Source organism: Xanthobacter sp. NM-59, assembly GCF_021401125.1.
In the GTDB taxonomy this organism is placed as follows: domain Bacteria; phylum Pseudomonadota; class Alphaproteobacteria; order Rhizobiales; family Xanthobacteraceae; genus Xanthobacter.
This window is the reverse complement of sequence record NZ_JACBFQ010000008.1, coordinates 23,080-42,590: the sequence shown is the minus strand read 5'-3', so window position 1 is coordinate 42,590 and position 19,511 is coordinate 23,080. Positions and strand designations below refer to the sequence as shown.

Here is a 19,511-nt window from a genome sequence, read left to right as displayed (position 1 = left end):
CAATCACATTTACTTCCATCATCTTGACATTCTGAAGTTGACGGGACAGGCGCGCGTGCAATTCTTGCCGCATGTTCTCTCGCCTCCGCCATCTCTTCACGCCCGAGCGTAAATCCATCGCCACGCCTGATGCGTCGTTGCTGGCGCTTCTTGGCGCGGGCGGCCCGACTGCTGCGGGGGTGAATGTCGGACCTTCCAGCGCGCTCACGGTGCCGGCCGTTGCCTGCGCAGTGCGCGCCATCTCGGAAGCCGGCGCCACCCTCGACGTGAAGGTGATGCGCGGCGCCGAAGAGGTGAGCGACCACCCGGCGGCGGCCCTGCTGCGCGGTGACGTGAACGACTGGACCGACGCCTTCAGCTTCCTGCGCGATCTGGTGGCCCAAGCTCTCATCTACGACGCCGGCGGCCTCGCCTGGGTGAACAAGGTGGCCGGCCGGCCGGTGGAGATCCTCCACTATCAGCCGGGCAACATCACGGTGGAGTACGACCCGCACGGCACGGGCGAGCCCACCTACCGTCTTCAAGGCCAGTTGCTTGCCTCTGGAAGCGTCGTCCATCTGCGCTCACCCTTCGGCCGTGCCCCCGTCTCCCTGGCGCGGGAGAGCATCGGCCTTGCCCTCACCCTTGATGCCCATGCGGCGCGTCTGTTCGGCAACGGTGCCCGCCCGTCCGGGATGATCACGCTGAAGGATAAGACCACCCCCGAGGCCCTGCGGCGGATCAAGGAAGCGTGGCAGCTTGCCCACGGTGGCGGCAAGAGCGGCGGCACGGCCATTCTGGAAGGTGGCGCCGAATACGCACAGCTCGCCCTGTCAAGCGTGGATGCGCAATTCGTTGAGCTGCGGCAAGGGGTGATCCTCGACATTGCCCGCGCCTTCCGCGTTCCGCCGCAGATGCTGTTCGACCTCTCGCGCGCCACATGGTCGAACGCGGAACAGATGGGCCGCGAGTTCCTAACCTACACGCTGGAACCCTGGCTGCGCGCGCTGGAAGGTGCCCTGCGCCGCGCCCTGTTCACGCCTGAGGAACGCGCCGCCGGCCTGCGCATCACCTTCGACCGGGACGACCTCACGCGCGCGGACATCGGCGCCCGGGCCACGGCCTATTCGTCGCTCATCGCCTCCCGCGTGCTCAACCCCAACGAAGCGCGCACCTGGGAGGGCCTGCCGCCTTATGCCGGCGGCGATGCCTTCGCGAACCCGAACACCGGGGCCAATCAGGCCGGCGCCGCTGCGCCGCAGGAAGATGCCGGACGTCCCACCAATGCGGAGGCCGTGTGATGGAACGCCTCGATATCGAGCTGAAGGCCATCGATGCCGGCGCCACGGGGGAAATCGAGGGCCTCGCCTGGCCGTTCGGCTTCCCGGACCGCGTGGGCGACGTGATCGAAAAGGGCGCCTTCGCGGGCGCCCGCCTGCCGCTCCCCATGCTCTTCGGCCACGACATGGGCGACCCGGTGGGCGCCTGGACCGAAGCGACCGAAAGCCCCGATGGGCTGCGACTGAAGGGCAAGATGCTGGTCGATGACGTGGCCCGCGCCCGCGAGGTGCACGCCATGGTGAGGGCCGGCGCCGTCAAGGGCCTCTCCGTGGGCTTCCAGACCACGAAGGCCGTTCCCCGCAAGGGCGGCGGCCGGACCATCTCGGCTCTGGACCTCTTGGAAGTCTCTCTTGTCACCGTGCCGATGCACCCCGGCGCGCGCGTGACCGCTGTGAAGGGTGCGGAGCAAACCGACATGAGCGAAACGACGGCCGAAGCGCCGGAGACCAAGACCGAGGCGCCCACCGTGGATGTGGCGGCCATCGTAACGAAGGCGGTGGAGCCGGTGCAGAAGGGCCTTTCCGACCGGCTGGACAAGCTGGAAGCGAAGCTCAACCGCCCCGGCATCATCTCCGACACCGGTTCCCGCACCTTGGAACAGAAGGCTTATGAGACCTTCCTGCGGCGCGGCGAAGCCCTGGTGCCCGAGGTGGAGCGCAAGGCCCTCACGGTGGCGAACGACGCTTCGGCCGGCTACCTGGTGGCGCCCGACCCGCTGATGGCGGAGATCCTGAAGACGGTGACCGAGTTCAGCCCCATGCGGCAGGTCGCGCGGGTGGCCGGCCTTTCCTCCGGCGGCGCCATCATCCCCCGGCGCACCTCCGCCCCGGCAGCGGCCTGGGTGGGCGAGACGGACGACCGCCCCGAGACCACGGCGGCATACGAACAGGTGAGCGTCACCACCCATGAGGCCGCGTGCTGGGTGGACGTGTCGCAGCGCCTGTTGGAAGATTCGGCCTTCAACATCGAGGGTGAGCTTGCCGCCGAGCTGGGCCTTGCCTTCGCCAAGCTGGAGGCGACCGCCTTCGTCGCCGGCTCCGGCACCGGCCAGCCCATGGGCTTCCTCGCCGATACCGGCATCACCGATGTGGCGAGCGGCGCGGCGGCGGCCCTCACCGGCGACAGCCTGATTGACCTCTACCACGCCATCCCCACCGCCTATGTGGGACAGGCCGTGTGGGCCATGAACCGCAAGACCATGGCCACCGTGCGCAAGCTGAAGGCGACGGATGGGACCTATCTGTGGGCGGACAGCCTCGCCGCCGGCAACCCGCCCACCATTCTCGGTCGGCCTGTGATGGAGTTCGCCGACCTCGCGGATGTGGCGGCCGATGCCCGGCCCATGGCCTTCGGCGACTTCGGCACCGCCTATCGCATCTTCGACCGGGTGGGTCTCTCGATCATGCGCGATCCCTACACCCAGGCCACCAAGGGCATCGTGCGATTCCACGCCCGCCGGCGTGTCGGTGGCCTGGTGGTGATGCCCGAGGCCCTGCGCACCATGAAGATCATGGCGAGCTGATCCCCTTAGGGCGCCGTTGATTGAGGGCCTGTAGCGGCCGGCCCGATAGCGTGAAGCCCACCTCCCTGGCGCCCCCGGCTCAGGCCGGTTCAAGGAGGGTCAAGGTGGGCAAGGTCGCGAGTACCGGCGGTGCTTCCTTCACCGCGAAGGGCTCACCGGGAGGGGCGCGCGCGATGCAGCCCCTCCCGCCTGTTCCCCGTGTTCCCCAAGTGATGGAACGGTGGGGAACAGGATTATGCTCTGTAAAAACAACATTGTACCCCATGTTCCCCTTGTTCCCCAACGAAAGAGCAAGGCTAGTGACGGAAAGACACATAATGCCCATGCTCCCGCCTCGCCGCTGCGCCTGCGGCTACAAGATCGCCCCTCGCGAGCTGTGCCCCTGTGAGCAGAAGCGCAAGGCCGCGGCGGACAAGCGCCGCCCGACCGCTGCGGCCCGAGGCTACGACTCCAAATGGCAGAGCGAGCGCGCGGCCTTCCTCAAGGTGCACAAGACCTGCGCCCGCTGCGGTGCCCCCGCCACCGTGGTTGACCACCGCATTCCCCACCGTGGCGACCGGAAGCTGTTCTGGGACCGGAGCAACTGGGCTCCCCTATGCCGCCCCTGCCATGACCGATGGAAGCAATCCACCGAACGCGGACGTGAAAATACCGGGGGTGGTTCCCGACTTCCGCCCCTCGCTTCCTGACCGGTGAGCGCCATTCACAAGTGAGAGCGCCGATTTGGAGTTTCAACTTAGGGAAATCGTGAATTAGCCATGCCCGACACCCTCGACATTCTCCCGCTGGCTGACCTCAAGGCGCATCTGCGGATCGACCATGACGACGAAGACGCCCTCTTCGCCCACCTGATCGAGGCGTCGCGCGGCGTCGTGGAAGGCTGGTGCGGCCCGCTGGACGATTTCACCGATGGCGTTCCCGAGCCCCTGGTGCACGCCATGAAGCTCTATGCCGGGCACCTCTATGCGAACCGCGAGGCAACCATGGCGGGCGACTTGGCTGAAGCGCCCCTGGGCTTCTTCGACCTGATCGACCCCTACCGGCAGCGGGTGTGCTGAGATGCGTGGCGCCCGCCCTGGCAAGATCGTGACACCCGCGCCCGTCACCGCCGTGCCCCCGGCCCCGTCGTGGCTCTCGAAGGAGGCGAAGGCGGAATGGAAGCGCGTCGCGCCGATCCTGGTGGACGAGCGGCGCACCCTGACTGAAGCGGACCTGCCGACGCTTGCCGCCTACTGCGCGGCATTCGGGCAGCTTCAAGAGGCGTGCCGCATCCTCGCCAGCGAGGGCCTCACCTATCGCACGGAGGCCGGCATCCCCAAGCCGCACCCGGCGGCCAAGTTGCGCCACGACGCCATGACGCAACTGCGCCAGCTCGGTAGCGAATTGGGCCTCACGCCGGTGAGCCGTTCCCGCCCCACCATGAGGGACAGCGAAGATGATGATTCCCTCTTGGATTGACGACGGCTCGGAGATCCCCGATTCGCTGGGCTGTGGCGAACGGGCGGTGCAGTGGCTGCGCAAGCTGAAGCACCCCAAGAGCCGGGCGCCGGGGCACCCCTTCACCCTCGACCCCTGGCAAGAGCGGATCATCCGCCGGCTCTACGGCCCCCGGCACGCGGATGGCTCGCGCGTGGCGCGGCGCCTGGTGCTGGTGGTGCCGCGCGGTAACCGGAAGACCTCCCTTTGCGCGGCCATCACGCTGCTGCATCTGATGGGGCCGGAGCGCCAGCCGGGCGGGCTCATCGTGTCTGCGGCATCGGCGCACGATCAGGCGCTTGAGCTCTATCGCGAGGTTGACCTGATCGTGGCGGGCGACCGCCGCATGGCGAAGCACCTGCGCGCGCTGCCCTACAAGTCGGAGATCAGCTTTCCAGACCAGCGCGTCACCTATCGGGCCGTCGCCTCGGACGGAAAGACCCAGCACGGCAAGACGCCCAACGTGGTGATTGCCGACGAGCTGCACGTCTGGGAGGGCACTGCGGGTCGCAAGCAATGGGAAGCCCTCACCTCCGCGCTGGTGAAGGTTCCCGAGACGCTTCTCATCGTCGCCACCACCTCGGGCCGGGGACAGGAGAACCTCGCCTGGAAGACGGTGGACTACGCCATGAAGGTGCAGAAGGGTGAGATCGATGATCCCGCCACGCTGCCGGCCATCTTCATGCTGGAAGAGGGGGACGACTGGCAGAGCGAAGCGGTGTGGGCGCGGCTCAACCCCGGCATGGTGCACGGCTATCCCGACCTTGAAGGCTTCCGCGACGAGGCCCGCAAGGCGATCCTCTCGCCCCATGCCCGCGACCAGTTCTTGCAGTTCAACCTCAACCGCTGGCTGGACCAGTCCGCGAGCCCCTTCCTCGACATGGGGCTTTATGACGCCTGCGCCGGCACGGTGGACCTCGACGCCCTGGCGGATCAACCGTGCTGGATCGGGGTGGACATGAGCGTCACCACCGACCTCACCGCCGTGGTGGCGTGCTGGCGGGACGGGGAAGGCGGCTACATCGTCCATCCCTGGCTGTTCTGCCCTGAGGAAGCCCTGCGCACTCGGGCGGAACGGGATGGCGTGCCCTATCCCCTGTGGGCGGAACAGGGCTTCCTCACCCCCACGCCGGGGCAGGTGGTGGACTATCGCGCCATTGAGGACTGCATCCGCGACCTGTGCGCCCGCTTCCCCGTGCGCGAGATCGGCTTCGACCGGGCCTATGCCCAGCCCGTCATGTCGCCGCTGCTGGACGACGGCTTGCCGGTGCAGACGATGCAGCTCGGGTGGGTGACACAATCGCCCGCCCTGTCGGAGATCGAGCGGGCCGTGTTGCAGGGCAGGTTCCGGCACGGCGGCCATCCGGTGCTGCGCTGGTGCTTCGACAATGTGGCGATCCATACCGATCAGGCCGGCAACCGCACCATGCACAAGGGCAAGAGCACCGGCCGCATCGATGGCGCCTTCGCCGCCTGGATGGCCGTCAGCCTCGCGGCGGCCGGCGATGGGGGTTCCATCTACGATAGCGAGGAATGGACGCCCGACCTCATGGTGCTGGCATGAAGATGAAGGTGAAGATTGACGGCCTCCGCGAGCTGGACAAGAATCTTGCCCAGTTCAAGAAGGCGACGCAGCGCAACATTCTTGAGCGGACGCTGAAGAAGGCGGCCGAACCGATCAAGAAAGATGCGCAGAACTGGGCACCTTTCGACACCGGCGAGTTGAAGAGCAGCATCGGCGTCAGGATCAACCGCAGCAGCGCCGGCAAGACTGCGTTCGCCCAGGCCATGACGGAAGGTGCCAGCCGCACGGAAGCCGCTGCCGCTGCCCGTGCCGCGAACAAGGCGGACGCGGGCAAGAGCCTCTCCGCCACGGTTCAGGTGGGAACGGCCCTGTACCGGGCCCACTTCGCAGAGTTCGGCACCATCAAGCAGCCGGCCCAACCGTTTCTCGGGCCGGCGTTCCGAGCCAATCAGGACAAGGTGTCCGGCATCATCAAGGAAGAGTTGGGCCGGGAAATCGAAAAGACCGCTAAGCGCCTCGCGAAGCGGAATGCAAAGAAGGGGTAAGCCATGAACTTCAAGTACAATATCAATCGCCTCGTCGCTGTTGAAAAGCTCCTCGGAAAGCCGATGCCGGATGTGCTCGCAGAGTTGCAGGGCGAGACAGGCGCAAGCCTCCAGACGACACAGGCTCTTGTGGCGGCCGGTACTGCGAACGAGATGTTCATGGCGCACAGCCCCCACCTGTCCGATTGGGATCTAAGGCGGGCGAATGAACTGATCGAGAGCCAGGGCCTCGCGGCGGTGGGCGCGGCCATCGGTGCCGGCCTCAAGGACTTCATGGCGAAGGTGGCGTGATATGGCGAGCAGCGTCGGCGGACTTTACGTAGACCTTGGCCTCAACAGCGCCGAGTTCAACAACAGCCTGAAGAAGGCCGGCACAGAGCTCGACAAGTTCGGAGGCCGTGCCCAGGGGCAGATGGGGAAGGCATCGGCGGCCTTCTCCACCATGGCGGCCAATGCGCGCGCTGCCATGTCCGCCATGCCGGCGCTGGCCGGCGCTCTGGCCGCGCTTGGCGTCACGCAGGGGCTCAGCACCCTGCGCCAGGTCGCATCCTCCATTGCCGACATGAGCGCGGAGGCGAAGAAGGCCGGTATCGCCGTGGAGCCATTCCAGGAGCTGGAATACGCGGCGGGACAGGCGAAGGTTTCAACCGACGCCTTGAGCGACGGCCTGAAGGAGATGCAGCTTCGCGCTGACGAGTTCATTCTCACCGGCAAGGGCTCGGGCGCGGAGGCCTTCCAGCGGCTCGGCTTCAGCGCGGACAAGCTCAAGGAGAGCCTGAAAGACCCGGTGATGCTCTTCGAGGAGATCATCGACCGGCTGAAGAAGTTCGACACGGCCGCCCAAATCCGCATCTCCGACGAGGTGTTCGGTGGCACCGGCGGCGAGCAGTTCGTGCGCTTCCTCGAAGAGAGCCGAAAGTCCATCGCCGAGGCCCGAGCCGAGGCCCGCGACCTGGGCTTGGTGATGGACAGCGAACTCGTGAGCAAGGCGAGCGACCTGAACGCGAAGTTCGAGCAGCTCTCGCTCACCTTCGAGGCCCGCATGAAGGGCGCCATCGTGAACGTGGCCACCACCTTCGATTCGTGGGCGCAGTCTGTTCAGACCTTCATGACAAGCATGGGCAATTGGAGCGGCTGGGCAAAGCTGTCCGCCGGCTACACCCCGCCGGCCGGCGTGACCAAGATCGACCCAAACGACCCGATGAGCATCGCCCGCGCAAGGCTCGCGGCCGGGCTGGCAGCCGGGCAGAAGAGCGCATTGCGTAAGGGCACCAGCGAGGATTGGGTGTGGACGCCGGACCCGAACGCGGGCAAGCCAGCCACGAAGGCCAAGGGGCCGAAGAACGCCTATGACTACGACGATCTGCACAAGTCGTCGCAACTGCGCCTCGCAGACCTCCAGACCGAGCAAGCCGCTCTGGGCATGACGACTGAAGCGGCGGCAGCGTACCGATTCGAACAGGACGCGCTCGCTGCCGCGAAGATGCACGACATCACCCTGACACCCGAGCAGACGGCGCAGATGCGCGAGCTGGCGGCTCAATATGGGCGGGTGACGGTGGAAATCGAGCAAACCCGCCTGTCGCAGCAGCGCATGCAGGAGATGCAGCAGGAGCTGGGCAACATCGCCACCAGCAGCATCACGGGCCTCATCAACGGCACGAAGTCCCTCAATGATGTGCTGAGCGACACCCTCGACCTGATGGCGCAGATGCTCTTGAAGTCGGCGCTGTTGGGAGAAGGCCCGCTCGGCTCTGGTGGTGGCGGGCTCCTTGGCGCTGTCACGAAGGGGCTGACCGGCGCATTGTCCGGCGGAACGACCGGCTGGTACGCCACGGGCGGCTACACCGGGGCCGGCGGGAAATATGACCCGGCGGGCGTGGTCCATCGTGGCGAGGTGGTGTGGTCTCAGGACGACATCCGCCGGGCTGGCGGCGTCGCCGTGGTGGAGGCGATGCGGCGGGGCGCCAAGGGCTATGCCAATGGCGGGCCGGTGAGCGTGCCCAGCATGGCGGCGCGCGGCCTCACACTGCCGAAGATCCAGCCGGTGGCGCGAGGCGCCAGCATCACCTCGCACCTGTCCATCGATGCGCGTGGATCGAACATGACGGCCGACCAGATTCGGGCCGTGGTGGGGCCGATGCTGCGAGCGAACAACGAACAGGTGATGAAGGCCGTGCCGGGCGCCGTGAACAAAGCCCGAGGCCGCATGACCGAAGCTGACAAGAGGCGGTTCTGAAACCGCAGAGCCCAGGCCCACTTCACAGGGGGGCTGTCGGTACAAACCATGAACATACATAGGAGAGCCAAAGAGGCGGCGTCGCTGGCTTCGATTGGCGGCAGCGCTGTGGCTGGTGGCATGCTGGTGACTTGGGGATTTCAAGAGCACCGCCGGAGCGGCTGTTTTTCGTCTTCTAAGTCGTTGATTTTGCTGGCGGAGAGGGGGGGATTCGAACCCCCGATAGACTTGCGCCTATGCCGCATTTCGAGTGCGGTGCATTCGACCACTCTGCCACCTCTCCGCAGAGGTGCGAACGCCGGATACTCCAGCAGAACGCCTTAAGTGGATCGCGCGCTTCTAGCGGACACTGGCCCGTCGTTCAAGATGCTTCCTTGGGTCATCCCAGCCTTTCTGAGCTCGCCTGCTGCCGGTGGCGCGACACACCTCTTGCGCGAGCGCCGTTCGCTCCCGCATCATGGCGCGTCGGCCGTGCAGGGGCCGGCTCAGGTGGCGCCCAAGGCGCGGTTCAGGGCCGGGTATGTCGTGATGTCGCAAGCGCCTCGTGCGGCGAAGCTGGCTGAAAAGCGTGAGCTGATCGTGGATCAGCTGCGCCGCGTGCTCTCCGAAGAGATCGTCACCGGGGTGCTCGGGCCGGGCGTGCGCCTGGACGAACAGTCTTTGGCCGACCGCTTCCAGGTCTCGCGCACGCCCGTGCGGGAGGTTTTGAGCCAGCTCTCGGTGCTCGGTCTGGTGGAGCGCCGGCCGCACCGGGGGGTAGTGGTGCTGCAGCAATCCCAGGAGCGGCTGCTGCAATTGTTCGAGGTGATGGCGGAGCTGGAGGGAGCCTGCGCCCGTTTCGCGGCCGAGCGCATGTCGCCTGAGGAGAAGGCTCTGCTCACGGCCGTGCACGCACAGGCAGCGGCTGTGGCCGAAGCCGAGGATGCGACGGCCTATGACGAGCTGAATACCCGCTTCCATCGCTTGATCTATGACGGCACGCATAATTCCGCGTTGGTCGAGCTGGCCCTGGATGCGCGCCGGCGCGTTTTTCATTTCCGCCATGCGCAGTTCCGGATCGTCAACCGTGTCCACAATTCCCACGAGGAGCACTGCCGGGTGGTGACGGCCATCCTCGCCGGGGATGGCGCCGGCGCCTACGAGGCCATGAAAGCGCATATCCTCACCGTGAAGGATGTCTCGTCAGCCATGGTTTCGCGCCCGCCCGTCCGCAGTGTGTCATAGGCAGTCTGCTGGCGGCGGCAGCAAGTGGCGCGAAGATGTGCAATATGCCCAGGATATGTGCGCCGCGTCATGGCGAAGAATGGTGCTTCCAGAGCTTTGCGGCTGGCACGAGTCTTGCTTTGACTGATTGTATGTAATTTTGCATCCAATCAGCTTCATTGCGAAAGGGAGAGCCCCATGCACCGCAGGGAGTTCCTGAAGTCCTCGGCCGCCGTTGTCCTCGGAGCCGGGCTTCTGCCTCTGGCGCGCGTGCTGCCCGCCGCGGCGGCCCCTGCCGACACCATCGTGGTCGCCACCGGCGCCACCATCAACTCGCTGGACCTGCACCGCCAGGGCACCAACCGCGCCAGCTACCAGGTGGCGGTCAACGCCTATGATCGGCTGGTGAAGTTCGGCACGAAGACCATGCCGGACGGCAGCCTCAGCTACGATTCCAGCGTCATCGAGCCCGATCTGGCGGAAAGCTGGGCCGTGAGCGACGATGGCAAGACCATCACCTTCAAGCTGCGCCCCAATGCGGTGTTCGCGGACGGTTCGCCGGTCACGGCGCAGGACGTGAAGTGGTCTCTCGACCGCGCCGTGAGCCTGGGCGGCTTTCCCACCACCCAGATGAAGGCGGGCTTGCTGGAGAAGCGCGATCAGTTCGAGGTGGTGGACGACAAGACGTTCAAGATCACGCTGCCGCGCTCGTCCAAGCTCACCTTGCCGGACCTGGCAGTGCCGGTGCCCTTCATCATCAATTCCAAGGTGGCCAAGGCTCACGCCACCGCCGAAGACCCGTGGGCGACGGAATATCTCCATCGCAATACCGCCGGCTCCGGCGCCTTCGTGGTGGAGCGCTGGGAGCCCGGTCAGCAGCTCGTTTACGCCCGCAATGACAAGTGGACCTCCGGCAAGCTGCCGCAGGCCAAGCGCGTCATCATGCGTGAAATCCCCTCCGCGGCCACCCGCCGGGCGCTGATCGAGCGCGGTGACGTGGATCTCGTGTTCAACATCCCCTCCAAGGATGCCAAGGAGCTGAAGGAGGCCGGCAAGGCCAAGGTGGTCTCGACCCCCATCGAGAATTGCATCAACGTTCTGGCTTTGAACGAGAATTTCGAGCCGTTCAAGGACAAGCGGGTGCGCCAGGCCATCGCCTATGCGGTGCCCTACGAGGCCATCTTCAAGACCGCTGCCTATGAAACCGGCGTGCCGATGTGGGGCGCGGAAAAGCTGGAGGGCATCGCCTGGCCCCAGCCCTCGACCTATAAGCAGGATCTGGAGAAGGCGAAGGCGCTGTTGGCGGAGGCCGGCTACAAGGACGGCTTCACCGTGCCCTTCTTCATCAATCTCGACCTTGCGTCCTGGATGGAGCCCACCGCGCTTTTGATCCAGGAGAGCCTGGCCAAGATCGGTATCAAGGCGCCCATCGAGAAGATCCCCGGTGCCAATTGGCGCACCGCCGCTTCGGTGGAAAAGCGCCTGCCCATGCATCTCGACGATTTCGGCGGCTGGCTGAACTATCCGGACTATTATTTCTTCTGGGCCTATATGCCGGGTACCATCTTCAACAGCTCGAACTACAACAATCCGGAAGTCATCAAGCTGGTGAACGAGACGCTGGATCTGCCGGTGACCGATCCCGCCTACGCGCCGAACATCAAGAAGGTGATCGACATCGTCTATGACGACGTGCCGCGCATCCCCCTGTGGCAGCCGGCCTTGTCCTCAGCCATGACGCCCAAGATCGGCGGCTATGAATACTGGTTCCACCGCCAGCCCGACGCGCGGCCCCTCACCAAGTCCTGAACCGTTCCGGCCGCCTCTGTGCGGCCGGCTTCCCCATCTGCAAAAAGGAGCGTGGCGATGACCTCGTCGAGGGGCATGATCGTCCTGAAGCGCCTCGCGCAGGCGATCCCAACGCTGTTCGGCGTCATCGTCGTCACTTTCATCCTGACGCGGGCGCTGCCGGGTGATCCGGCGGCCTATTTCGCGGGACCGGCCGCCACGCCGGAATCCATCGCGCAAGTGCGTGCGGCGCTGGGGCTCGACAAGCCGCTGGCCGCGCAATTCCTGCGCTATGTGCAGGATCTGGCCACTGGCGATCTCGGCCAGTCCATCTCCACCGGTCAGACCGTACTGTCGGATATCGTCACGCGCCTGCCGGCTTCTCTGGAGCTGACCCTGTCGGCGCTGGCGCTTTCGGTGGCCATCGCGGTGCCGCTCGGCATTCTGGCAGCCACCCGCCAGGGCACCTTCATCGATCACCTGTGCCGGGTGGTGGTGACGGCCGGCGTGTCGCTGCCGGTGTTCTTCACCGGACTCGCTCTGGTCTATGTCTTCTATTATCAGCTGGGCCTTGCCCCGGCGCCCATCGGCCGGCTGGACTTTGCCTATATCTCGCCGCCGCCGGTCACCGGCTTTTTCGTCATCGATGCGCTTCTGGCCGGTGATGCGGAAACGGCGGGCGCGGCCTTTGGCCAGCTGGTGCTGCCGGCGGTCACGCTGGCCATCTTCACGCTGGCGCCCCTGGCGCGCATGACGCGGGCCGCCATGCTCCAGGTGCTGGGCAGCGACTTCATCCGCACCGCCCGGGCGGCGGGCCTCTCGCGGCGGCAGGTTCTGTTCAGCTACGCGTTCCGCAATGCGCTGCTGCCGGTCATCACCACCTTCGGCATGGTCTTTTCCTTCGCCCTCGGCGCCAATGTGCTGGTGGAGAAGGTGTTCGCCTGGCCCGGCATCGGCTCCTACGCGGTCGAGGCGCTGGTGGTGTCGGACTATGCCGCCGTGCAGGGCTTCGTTCTCGTGATGGCGATCCTGTTCGTGGTCGTGAATCTTCTGATCGATCTTTCTTACACGCTGATCGACCCGCGCGTGGGCTTTGACGGATGAGCATCATGGATGGCACCCCACAGACGTCCGCCCCGGCTCCGCGCGCGAGCGGCGGCATCGGCCGGCACATGCTCTATGTGCTGCGCGCCAACCCCATGACGCTGCTGGCCTTCGTGCTGCTGACGCTATTCCTGGTGGCGGCCGTGCTCGGGCCCGCCATCGTGCCGCACGACCCGCTCGCCACCAATGCCGTCAATGCGCTGAAGCCGCCTTCGCTCAGCCACTGGTTCGGCACCGACGATCTCGGGCGCGACGTATTCTCGCGGGTGGTGGTGGCAAGCCGGCTGGATCTCGCCATCGCCCTGTCGGCGGTGGCGCTGTCCTTTGCCGCGGGCTCAGTGCTGGGGTCGCTCGCGGGCTTCTACGGCGGCTGGACCGATCGCATCGTGTCGCGGGTGCTCGATACGCTGATGGCGTTTCCGCTGTTCGTGCTGGCCATGGGCATCGTGGCGGCGCTGGGCAATTCGGTGGGCAATATCGTGCTCGCCACCGCCATCGTGAACCTGCCTTTCTATGCCCGCCTCAGCCGCACCGAGGTGAACATCCGGCGCGAGGCCGGGTTTGTGCAGGCGGCGCGGCTTTCGGGCCATTCGGACATCTCGGTGCTCGCCACCCAGATTTTTCCCAATGCGCTGCCGCCTATGATGGTGCAGATCTCGCTCAATCTGGGCTGGGCCATCCTGAACGCGGCCGGCCTTTCCTTCATCGGCCTGGGCGTGCGCCCGCCGACGCCCGAGTGGGGCATCATGGTTGCCGAGGGGGCGCGCTTCATCGTCTCTGGCGAATGGTGGCTGGCCCTGTTCCCTGGCGCGGCGCTGATGCTGGCCGTATTCACCTTCAACATGCTGGGCGACGGGCTGCGCGACATTGTCGATCCGCGCCAGCGCAGCTGATGCCGAAACCCCCGGGATGGTCCGCCAGCACCGGGACGATGGTATGAGGACAGGCCCATGACCGCCTTCGTGGACGTGCGCGATCTCAGCGTCGATTTCAAGACCCGCAACGGCGTCGTCCATGCGGTGCGCCATGTCAGCTTCACCCTGGAGAAGGGGCGCACCCTGGGGATTGTCGGCGAATCGGGGTCCGGCAAGTCGGTCACCTCCTATTCGCTCATGCGCATTCTCGATGCGGCGGGTGTGATCGCGGGCGGCGGCATCAGCTTCGATGGCGTGGATATCGCCCAGGCGTCCGAGCGCACCATGCGCGACATTCGCGGGCGCGAGATCTCCATGATCTTCCAGAACCCGCGGGCGGCGCTGAACCCCATCCGCAAGGTCGGCCACCAGATTGAGGACGTGCTGCGCCAGCATGTGCAGGCGGACCGCTCCAACGTGCGCGAGAAGGCCATCGAAGCCTTGCGGGCCGTGCGCATCAACAATCCGGAGGAGCGCTACCACTCCTACCCGTTCGAGCTGTCCGGCGGCATGTGCCAGCGCATCGTCATCGCGCTGGCGCTGGCCTGCCGGCCGCAGCTGCTCATTGCCGACGAGCCTACCACGGGCCTCGACGTGACCACCCAGAAGGCGGTGATGGACCTGGTGGCCGAGCTGACGCGCGAGCGCGGCATGGCCATGATCCTCATCACCCACGATCTGGGGCTGGCGGCGGCCTATTGCGACCACCTCATCGTGATGAAGAGCGGCGAAGTGGTGGAAACCGCCCCGGCGCTCGAACTCTTCCGCAACCCGCAGCACGCTTATACGAAGCGTCTGCTGCGGGCGACGCCCCACGGCACCGGCAATGTGCGCGACCTGCTGCCCGAGGACGCGCAGCCGGCCGACGCCCCGCCCGCCCCGGCGCCTGCAGCGGCCGTCACGCCGCTGCTGGAGGTGGAAAACCTGGTGAAGGAATATCCGCTGAAGGCGGATCCCACGGGCGTGTTCCGCGCGGTGGACGGCATTTCCTTCACGGTGGGGCGCGGGGAGAGCGTGGGGCTGGTGGGCGAATCGGGCTGCGGCAAGTCCACCACCTCGGCCATGATCATGCGGCTGCTGGACCCGACCTCCGGCATCATTCGCTTCGACGGTGTGGATGTCGGCGCCGTGTCGGCGGGCAAGTTCGCCTCTTCGCCCTATCGCGGACGCCTGCAGATGGTGTTCCAGGATGCCACGGACAGCCTGAACCCCCGCTTCACCGCCCGCCGGGCCATTGCCGATCCCTTGCTTCGCTTGGGTGCGCGTGGCGATCGACGCAGCATGCCACGGGCGGCCCTCGACGCCCGGGTGGCGGAGCTGGCCGAGTTGTGCGGGCTGCCGGCTCATCTGCTGGATCGCTTCCCCCACCAGCTTTCCGGCGGACAGAAGGCGCGCGTGGGTATCGCCCGGGCCATCGCCGTCTCGCCCGATCTGCTGGTGCTGGACGAGCCCACGGCGGCGCTCGACGTCTCGGTGCAGGCCGTGGTGCTGAACCTGCTGGTGGACCTGAAGGAGAAGCTCGGCATGAGCTACCTCTTCGTGTCCCACGACCTTGCCGTGGTGCGGCTGCTGTGCGACCGCGTCATCGTCATGAAGGGCGGGCGCATCGTGGAGGAGGGGGGCTGCGCCGAGGTGCTGGAGGCGCCGAAGCAGGACTATACGCGCGCCCTCATCGCCGCCATTCCCCACCCGCCGCTCTGAGCTGATGGCGCGGACCCGCGTGCTCGGCGCGCGGGTCCTTGCGTCCTGCGGGCGCCACTTGTCTCAAAGAGGAGCGGTGGCGCGGATGAGCCAGGCGAGGTCATCGCCCGAGAGCAGGGGCGACAGGGCGTTACGCACCAGCCGGTGATAGGCGTCGATGGCGCCGCGTTCCGCCACTGTGATGAGGCTGAGGTCGATCAGCTTGCGATCATAGGGCACCAGCGTGAGCGTGGAGAACCCAAGGCAGGGCTTCTCCGCCCCCGGCACTGAGCGGGCTTCCACCAGCACCAGATTCTCGATGCGGATGCCGTAGCCGCCGGTTTTGTAATAGCCGGGCTCATTGGAGAGGATCATGCCCTCGGCCAGCGGCACGTGGCCGAGCTGGGAAATGCGGGCCGGCCCTTCGTGCACCGAAAGGCCGGCACCCACGCCGTGGCCGGTGCCGTGGTCGAAATCGAGCCCGGCGGCCCACAGGAACTGGCGCGCGAAGGGGTCGAGCTGGGCGCCGTTGATACCCTTGGGGAATACCGCCAGGGTCAGGGCCAGGTGCCCCTTCAGCACCAGCGTGTAGCGCGCCCGCATTTCTTCCGACGGCATGCCGACGGCGACCGTGCGGGTGATGTCGGTGGTGCCGTCCGGATATTGCGCGCCCGAATCCAGCAGGAACAGCTCGTGCGGGTGGATGGTGCGGTTGGTGGCCCGCGTCACCCGGTAATGCACGATCGCCCCGTTCTCGCCGGCGCCGGCAATTGTGGGGAAGGAGATGTCCGAGAGCTCGCCGGTGTCGCGCCGGAAAGTTTCCAGCGCCTCGACCGCGTCGATCTCGGTGAGCCGCCCGCTCGGCGCCTCATATTCGAACCAGGCCAGGAACCGCGTCACCGCCACCGCGTCGCGCAGGTGGGCGGCGCGCATGCCGGCGATCTCCGCCGGATTCTTGCAGGCCTTCAGCAGCGCGATGGGGTCCGCCCCCTTGCTCACAGTGCCGCCCGCCGCCTCGATGACCTGCGCGAGGTGCACCGGGGCGGTTGCCTGGTCAACCCGATAGGTCCGGCCCTGGGCGAGGCGGGACAGGGTCGCCTCCAGATCGCCGGTGGTGTGAAGATCCGCGTGGGCCTCCAGCGCCGCGCGCACCTCATGGGTGAGCTTGGCGTGCTCCACGAACAGCTGGGGGCGGCCGCCGGCGGGGACGATGCACCAGGAGAGCGGCAGCGGGGTGTGGTCCACGTCGGCGCCGCGGATGTTGAACAGCCAGGCGGTGCCGTGGGGGTCGGAAATCAGCGCTCCGTCGAGCTTCTGCTCGACCAGCGCCTCCTGCACCCGGCCCAGCTTCGCCGGAACGTCCTCCCCCGCAATGGCGAGATCGAGCAGGCGGATGGGCGCACGCGGCGGTTCTGGCCGGTCGGTCCAGATGGCGTCGAAGGGGTCTTCGGGCACCGGCACCAGGATGCCGCCAGCGGTGGCCACCGCCTTGGCGAAACGCTCGCGCCCGTCAAGGGTGGTGCGCCAGGGGTCGAAGCCCAGGCTCGCGCCCTTGGGCAGATGGGTCTCAAGCCATTTTTCCGGCCGCAGTTCCGCCAGCGGCACCACCGTGAAGGCGCTGGTTTCCACCTGCGCCGGGGCCTGCAGCGTATAGCGGCCGTCCACGAACAGGGCGGCCTTGTCCGCGAGCACGATCAGAAGGCCGGCGGAGCCGGTGAAGCCGGTCAGCCAGGAGAGGCGCTCCTCACAGGGCGGCACATATTCGTTCTGGTGTGCGTCCGCGCGCGGGACCACGTAACCGTCGAGGCCGCGACGGGCCAGCTCGGCCCTGAGGTCGGCCAGCCGGCCGGGACCTGCGGCGCCGTCGGCCAAATCCTCGAAGGTTTGGAACACGGCCTTGAAATGGCGGGGATTTTGATGATGAACGGTCATGAGGCAACGGCTGTTGAACGGGGCTCAGACTAGCCCATCCCTTAGCCTAGGTGCGTCCGCGCCGGACCGCAACGCGGGCGTGGTGGCAAATTCCCATGGACCGCCACAAACCCCACTTTCGAGGAGGGAATGGCGGCCAGATGGGCCACCCCTTGCACCGCCCTCGGGGATCTGCGCGAAGAATACCGGGAAGCGGGCCTGTCCCGGCTTTTGATGCTTCGCGCGAAGAGCCGGAGCGCGGACGACGTTCAGTCTCTCTCGGGCTAAAGCCCCTGGCCACGGGCGATGAGGGCGACCGCGACGGCCGGGGCGCAATCGGCCGCGGCGGCGGCCAGCGCATCATTGGCCGCCAGCAATCGTCCGGCATCGAGATACCAGCGATGGGTGCGCGCGGCGAGCTTGGCCACCAGAAACCGTCCCACCCCCGCGCCCACCAGCGGCACCGCCGGCGGCAGCCGGTGTGCGCTCAGCACCAAAGCGAGCGCGGAGTGCAGACGCTGCACCTGCATTTCCGAGGCATAGGCCGCCAGCGCCTCCGCCTCCGCGAGGGAGCAGGGGCCAAGATCGCGCCCCACCATGCGCAGCAGCCGGCGGGCGCTGGCTTCCCGCGTCTTCGCGCCGCCATCGGCGGCCGGATGCAGATCGGCGTGGGGTGGCAGGTCGCCAGTGAGCCGATGGACATCCGCCATGGTGGCGAAATACTCCATCATCAGCGGCACGTGGGCCCCGCGGAAGGGCAGGGTGGGCCCCAGCGACATCACCGGCGTGCGGGCCACGCCGCAATAGAGGAGCTCCCCGGCGACCATGCGCTGGGAATCCGTGTAGCCGCGACACTTTATTTTTTCGTCGGCAAAATAAAGGATATCGCTGGTGGTGGAGCCGATGTCCACCAGCACGCCCGCGGGCAGCCGCAGAGCGAGCGCCGCGGCGGTGGCATGCCAGTTGGCGGAGGCGATGGTTTCCGCATGGGCCTTGGCCGCACCCGGGCGCACGAAGCCGTCCGGACCGGCATAAAACAGGGTGTCCGCCCCGAGCCGGGCGGTGATGGCTTCGGTGAGCCCGGCGACGCCGGTGGGGCGGTCGGGCCACAGGTCCGTCAGCTCGCCGGTCATGGTGACCACCGAGGGGGCATCCGGGGCCGGAGGCAGGGCGGCGATGGCGGCATCAAGCCGATCCAGCCCCTGCCACAGCGCGCACGGCGCCATGTCCACGCTCAGCAGGCGGCCGGAGGGGTCCAGCACCGCCCGCTTGAGGTGGGCACCGCCCACATCCCAGCCGAGAAGAAGGCGCGGGCTGTTCATCGCAAGCCCACCTCCACGGGGGTGGCCGAGGGCAGGCGGGGCATCGCCGGCAGCCGCCCATCACGGATGAACTCACGCAGGAACGCGGCTGGGTTGACCGCGAGCGCGCGGTGCAGGCCGGCATAGGAGGTGGTGATGCGCGGGTTCACCTCCACCACCACCGGGCCGGCGGGGGTGAGGATAATGTCGATGCCGATGATGCCGGACAGGCCGGGGAAGGCCGCCACCACCGCCGGCACCAGCCGCGCGATGCGCTCATCCTCACCGAGGCCGCCCACGGTGAGGCGGGAGAGGCTGAGCACGCCCTCGGCTTCGGTGAGGTGCTGGCGGTTGACGGTGAGCAGGGTCGCTCCCTCCGGCCGCACCAGGATGGAGAGGCTGGCGGGCGTGCCTTCCACGAACGGCTGGATCACCAGGCCATCATCGCGGGGGGCATCGGCCTGGCTGCCCCAGCGGCGGGTGTTCTCGCAGCCGGCGCCGTCATCGGGCTTGGTCACCACCGGGCCGCCGAGTTCAGCGGGCGGCTGGGCGGCGGGAAAGGTCGGGATGTGGGGCAGGCCGAGGCTGGCAAGGCGATGGGCGGTGGCAAGCTTGCTGGAGCAGGTTTCCACCGCCGCGACATCGCTGGCCACCACGTGCTCGCACTTCTCTTTCATCAGTCGGACGAGGCGCGCCAGCAGGCCGTGGGTTTCGGGCGCCACCGGCCACACCACGTCCGCCTGGGCGGCAAGCTCGGCCCAGACCGCCCAGGGGTCCGCGCCGGCAGAGATGGGGATGGAGGACTCCTGCGGCGCGGGCAGGCGATCGTCATGGGCGAGCAGGAGGCTGCCCACACCCGGCAACGATTCGATGTCCGCCATGAGGGCGTCGCGCATGCGGGTGCCTTCGGGCACCAGGGTCTCGGGCAGCTCCTGGCCGCGGAGCCCCCCGGCGGTGACGAACTCGCAGATGAAGACGCGCAT

17 protein-coding genes and 1 tRNA gene are annotated in these 19,511 nt (G+C 67.1%); 14 read left to right on the top strand and 4 right to left on the bottom strand.

Going from position 1 to position 19,511, the window contains the following annotated elements; translation table 11 throughout:
- Positions 1 to 71: 71 nt before the first annotated feature.
- From L0966_RS14655 to L0966_RS14615, 9 genes are all read left to right on the top strand, one after another.
- On the top strand, positions 72 to 1,280 hold the full coding sequence (locus tag L0966_RS14655) for a phage portal protein (RefSeq protein WP_234052691.1): 1,209 nt from the start codon (positions 72 to 74) through the stop codon (positions 1,278 to 1,280).
- Positions 1,280 to 2,842 (top strand): phage major capsid protein, encoded by a 1,563-nt coding sequence (locus L0966_RS14650; RefSeq protein ID WP_234052690.1) that lies wholly within the window; start codon positions 1,280 to 1,282, stop codon positions 2,840 to 2,842. Before L0966_RS14655 ends, L0966_RS14650 begins: the two co-directional genes overlap by 1 nt.
- 173 nt (positions 2,843 to 3,015) lie before the next feature.
- Entirely contained in the window at positions 3,016 to 3,531 is a 516-nt protein-coding gene (locus L0966_RS14645; RefSeq protein WP_370640980.1) for an HNH endonuclease, read from the top strand.
- 69 nt (positions 3,532 to 3,600) lie between these two features.
- Entirely contained in the window at positions 3,601 to 3,900 is a 300-nt protein-coding gene (locus tag L0966_RS14640) for a head-tail connector protein (RefSeq protein WP_234052688.1), read from the top strand.
- A 1-nt stretch (position 3,901) separates the two neighbouring features.
- On the top strand, positions 3,902 to 4,300 hold the full coding sequence (locus tag L0966_RS14635; protein ID WP_234052687.1) for a phage terminase small subunit P27 family: 399 nt from the start codon (positions 3,902 to 3,904) through the stop codon (positions 4,298 to 4,300).
- Positions 4,278 to 5,882 (top strand): terminase large subunit, encoded by a 1,605-nt coding sequence (locus tag L0966_RS14630; RefSeq protein ID WP_234052686.1) that lies wholly within the window; start codon positions 4,278 to 4,280, stop codon positions 5,880 to 5,882. The genes L0966_RS14635 and L0966_RS14630 overlap by 23 nt, the downstream gene beginning before the upstream one ends.
- On the top strand, positions 5,879 to 6,388 hold the full coding sequence (locus tag L0966_RS14625; RefSeq protein WP_234052685.1) for an HK97-gp10 family putative phage morphogenesis protein: 510 nt from the start codon (positions 5,879 to 5,881) through the stop codon (positions 6,386 to 6,388). Before L0966_RS14630 ends, L0966_RS14625 begins: the two co-directional genes overlap by 4 nt.
- A 3-nt stretch (positions 6,389 to 6,391) precedes the next feature.
- Positions 6,392 to 6,679 (top strand): hypothetical protein, encoded by a 288-nt coding sequence (locus L0966_RS14620; RefSeq protein ID WP_234052684.1) that lies wholly within the window; start codon positions 6,392 to 6,394, stop codon positions 6,677 to 6,679.
- Position 6,680: 1 nt separating this feature from the next.
- The gene (locus tag L0966_RS14615; RefSeq protein ID WP_234052683.1) at positions 6,681 to 8,627 is read left to right on the top strand and encodes a phage tail tape measure protein; all 1,947 of its coding nucleotides are present in this window, start codon (positions 6,681 to 6,683) and stop codon (positions 8,625 to 8,627) included.
- 193 nt (positions 8,628 to 8,820) lie between these two features.
- Here the strand turns inward: L0966_RS14615 and L0966_RS14610 are convergent.
- Positions 8,821 to 8,910: transfer RNA gene (locus L0966_RS14610), tRNA-Ser, on the bottom strand.
- A 245-nt stretch (positions 8,911 to 9,155) separates the two neighbouring features.
- On the opposite strand from L0966_RS14610, the gene L0966_RS14605 reads away from it, so the two are divergent.
- From L0966_RS14605 to L0966_RS14585, 5 genes are all read left to right on the top strand, one after another.
- A complete protein-coding gene (locus L0966_RS14605; protein WP_234052682.1) occupies positions 9,156 to 9,851 on the top strand; it encodes a GntR family transcriptional regulator in 696 nt (231 codons plus the stop codon).
- A gap of 177 nt (positions 9,852 to 10,028) precedes the next feature.
- The gene (locus tag L0966_RS14600; protein WP_234052681.1) at positions 10,029 to 11,639 is read left to right on the top strand and encodes an ABC transporter substrate-binding protein; all 1,611 of its coding nucleotides are present in this window, start codon (positions 10,029 to 10,031) and stop codon (positions 11,637 to 11,639) included.
- A 57-nt stretch (positions 11,640 to 11,696) separates the two neighbouring features.
- Entirely contained in the window at positions 11,697 to 12,722 is a 1,026-nt protein-coding gene (locus tag L0966_RS14595) for an ABC transporter permease (protein ID WP_370640755.1), read from the top strand.
- A gap of 5 nt (positions 12,723 to 12,727) precedes the next feature.
- A complete protein-coding gene (locus L0966_RS14590; RefSeq protein ID WP_234052680.1) occupies positions 12,728 to 13,615 on the top strand; it encodes an ABC transporter permease in 888 nt (295 codons plus the stop codon).
- A 57-nt stretch (positions 13,616 to 13,672) separates the two neighbouring features.
- Entirely contained in the window at positions 13,673 to 15,337 is a 1,665-nt protein-coding gene (locus tag L0966_RS14585; RefSeq protein WP_234052679.1) for an ABC transporter ATP-binding protein, read from the top strand.
- Positions 15,338 to 15,400: 63 nt separating this feature from the next.
- Here the strand turns inward: L0966_RS14585 and L0966_RS14580 are convergent, their stop codons facing one another.
- From L0966_RS14580 to L0966_RS14570, 3 genes are all read right to left on the bottom strand, one after another.
- Positions 15,401 to 17,248: an aminopeptidase P family protein gene (locus L0966_RS14580; RefSeq protein WP_234052678.1), complete on the bottom strand. Its 1,848-nt coding sequence runs from the start codon at positions 17,246 to 17,248 to the stop codon at positions 15,401 to 15,403.
- Positions 17,249 to 17,511: 263 nt separating this feature from the next.
- Positions 17,512 to 18,549, bottom strand: a complete 1,038-nt coding sequence (locus tag L0966_RS14575) for a hydantoinase/oxoprolinase family protein (protein ID WP_234052677.1) — start codon at positions 18,547 to 18,549, stop codon at positions 17,512 to 17,514.
- Positions 18,546 to 19,511 (bottom strand): ATP-grasp domain-containing protein, encoded by a 966-nt coding sequence (locus tag L0966_RS14570; RefSeq protein WP_234052676.1) that lies wholly within the window; start codon positions 19,509 to 19,511, stop codon positions 18,546 to 18,548. Before L0966_RS14570 ends, L0966_RS14575 begins: the two co-directional genes overlap by 4 nt.

Coding starts and splice junctions, on each gene's coding strand:
- L0966_RS14655 (WP_234052691.1), top strand. CDS start 72: ATGTTCTCTCGCCTCCGCCATCTCTTCACGCCCGAGCGTAAATCCATC.
- L0966_RS14650 (WP_234052690.1), top strand. CDS start 1,280: ATGGAACGCCTCGATATCGAGCTGAAGGCCATCGATGCCGGCGCCACG.
- L0966_RS14645 (WP_370640980.1), top strand. CDS start 3,016: ATGCAGCCCCTCCCGCCTGTTCCCCGTGTTCCCCAAGTGATGGAACGG.
- L0966_RS14640 (WP_234052688.1), top strand. CDS start 3,601: ATGCCCGACACCCTCGACATTCTCCCGCTGGCTGACCTCAAGGCGCAT.
- L0966_RS14635 (WP_234052687.1), top strand. CDS start 3,902: ATGCGTGGCGCCCGCCCTGGCAAGATCGTGACACCCGCGCCCGTCACC.
- L0966_RS14630 (WP_234052686.1), top strand. CDS start 4,278: ATGATGATTCCCTCTTGGATTGACGACGGCTCGGAGATCCCCGATTCG.
- L0966_RS14625 (WP_234052685.1), top strand. CDS start 5,879: ATGAAGATGAAGGTGAAGATTGACGGCCTCCGCGAGCTGGACAAGAAT.
- L0966_RS14620 (WP_234052684.1), top strand. CDS start 6,392: ATGAACTTCAAGTACAATATCAATCGCCTCGTCGCTGTTGAAAAGCTC.
- L0966_RS14615 (WP_234052683.1), top strand. CDS start 6,681: ATGGCGAGCAGCGTCGGCGGACTTTACGTAGACCTTGGCCTCAACAGC.
- L0966_RS14605 (WP_234052682.1), top strand. CDS start 9,156: ATGTCGCAAGCGCCTCGTGCGGCGAAGCTGGCTGAAAAGCGTGAGCTG.
- L0966_RS14600 (WP_234052681.1), top strand. CDS start 10,029: ATGCACCGCAGGGAGTTCCTGAAGTCCTCGGCCGCCGTTGTCCTCGGA.
- L0966_RS14595 (WP_370640755.1), top strand. CDS start 11,697: ATGACCTCGTCGAGGGGCATGATCGTCCTGAAGCGCCTCGCGCAGGCG.
- L0966_RS14590 (WP_234052680.1), top strand. CDS start 12,728: ATGGATGGCACCCCACAGACGTCCGCCCCGGCTCCGCGCGCGAGCGGC.
- L0966_RS14585 (WP_234052679.1), top strand. CDS start 13,673: ATGACCGCCTTCGTGGACGTGCGCGATCTCAGCGTCGATTTCAAGACC.
- L0966_RS14580 (WP_234052678.1), bottom strand. CDS start 17,248: ATGACCGTTCATCATCAAAATCCCCGCCATTTCAAGGCCGTGTTCCAA.
- L0966_RS14575 (WP_234052677.1), bottom strand. CDS start 18,549: ATGAACAGCCCGCGCCTTCTTCTCGGCTGGGATGTGGGCGGTGCCCAC.
- L0966_RS14570 (WP_234052676.1), bottom strand. CDS start 19,511: ATGCGCGTCTTCATCTGCGAGTTCGTCACCGCCGGGGGGCTCCGCGGC.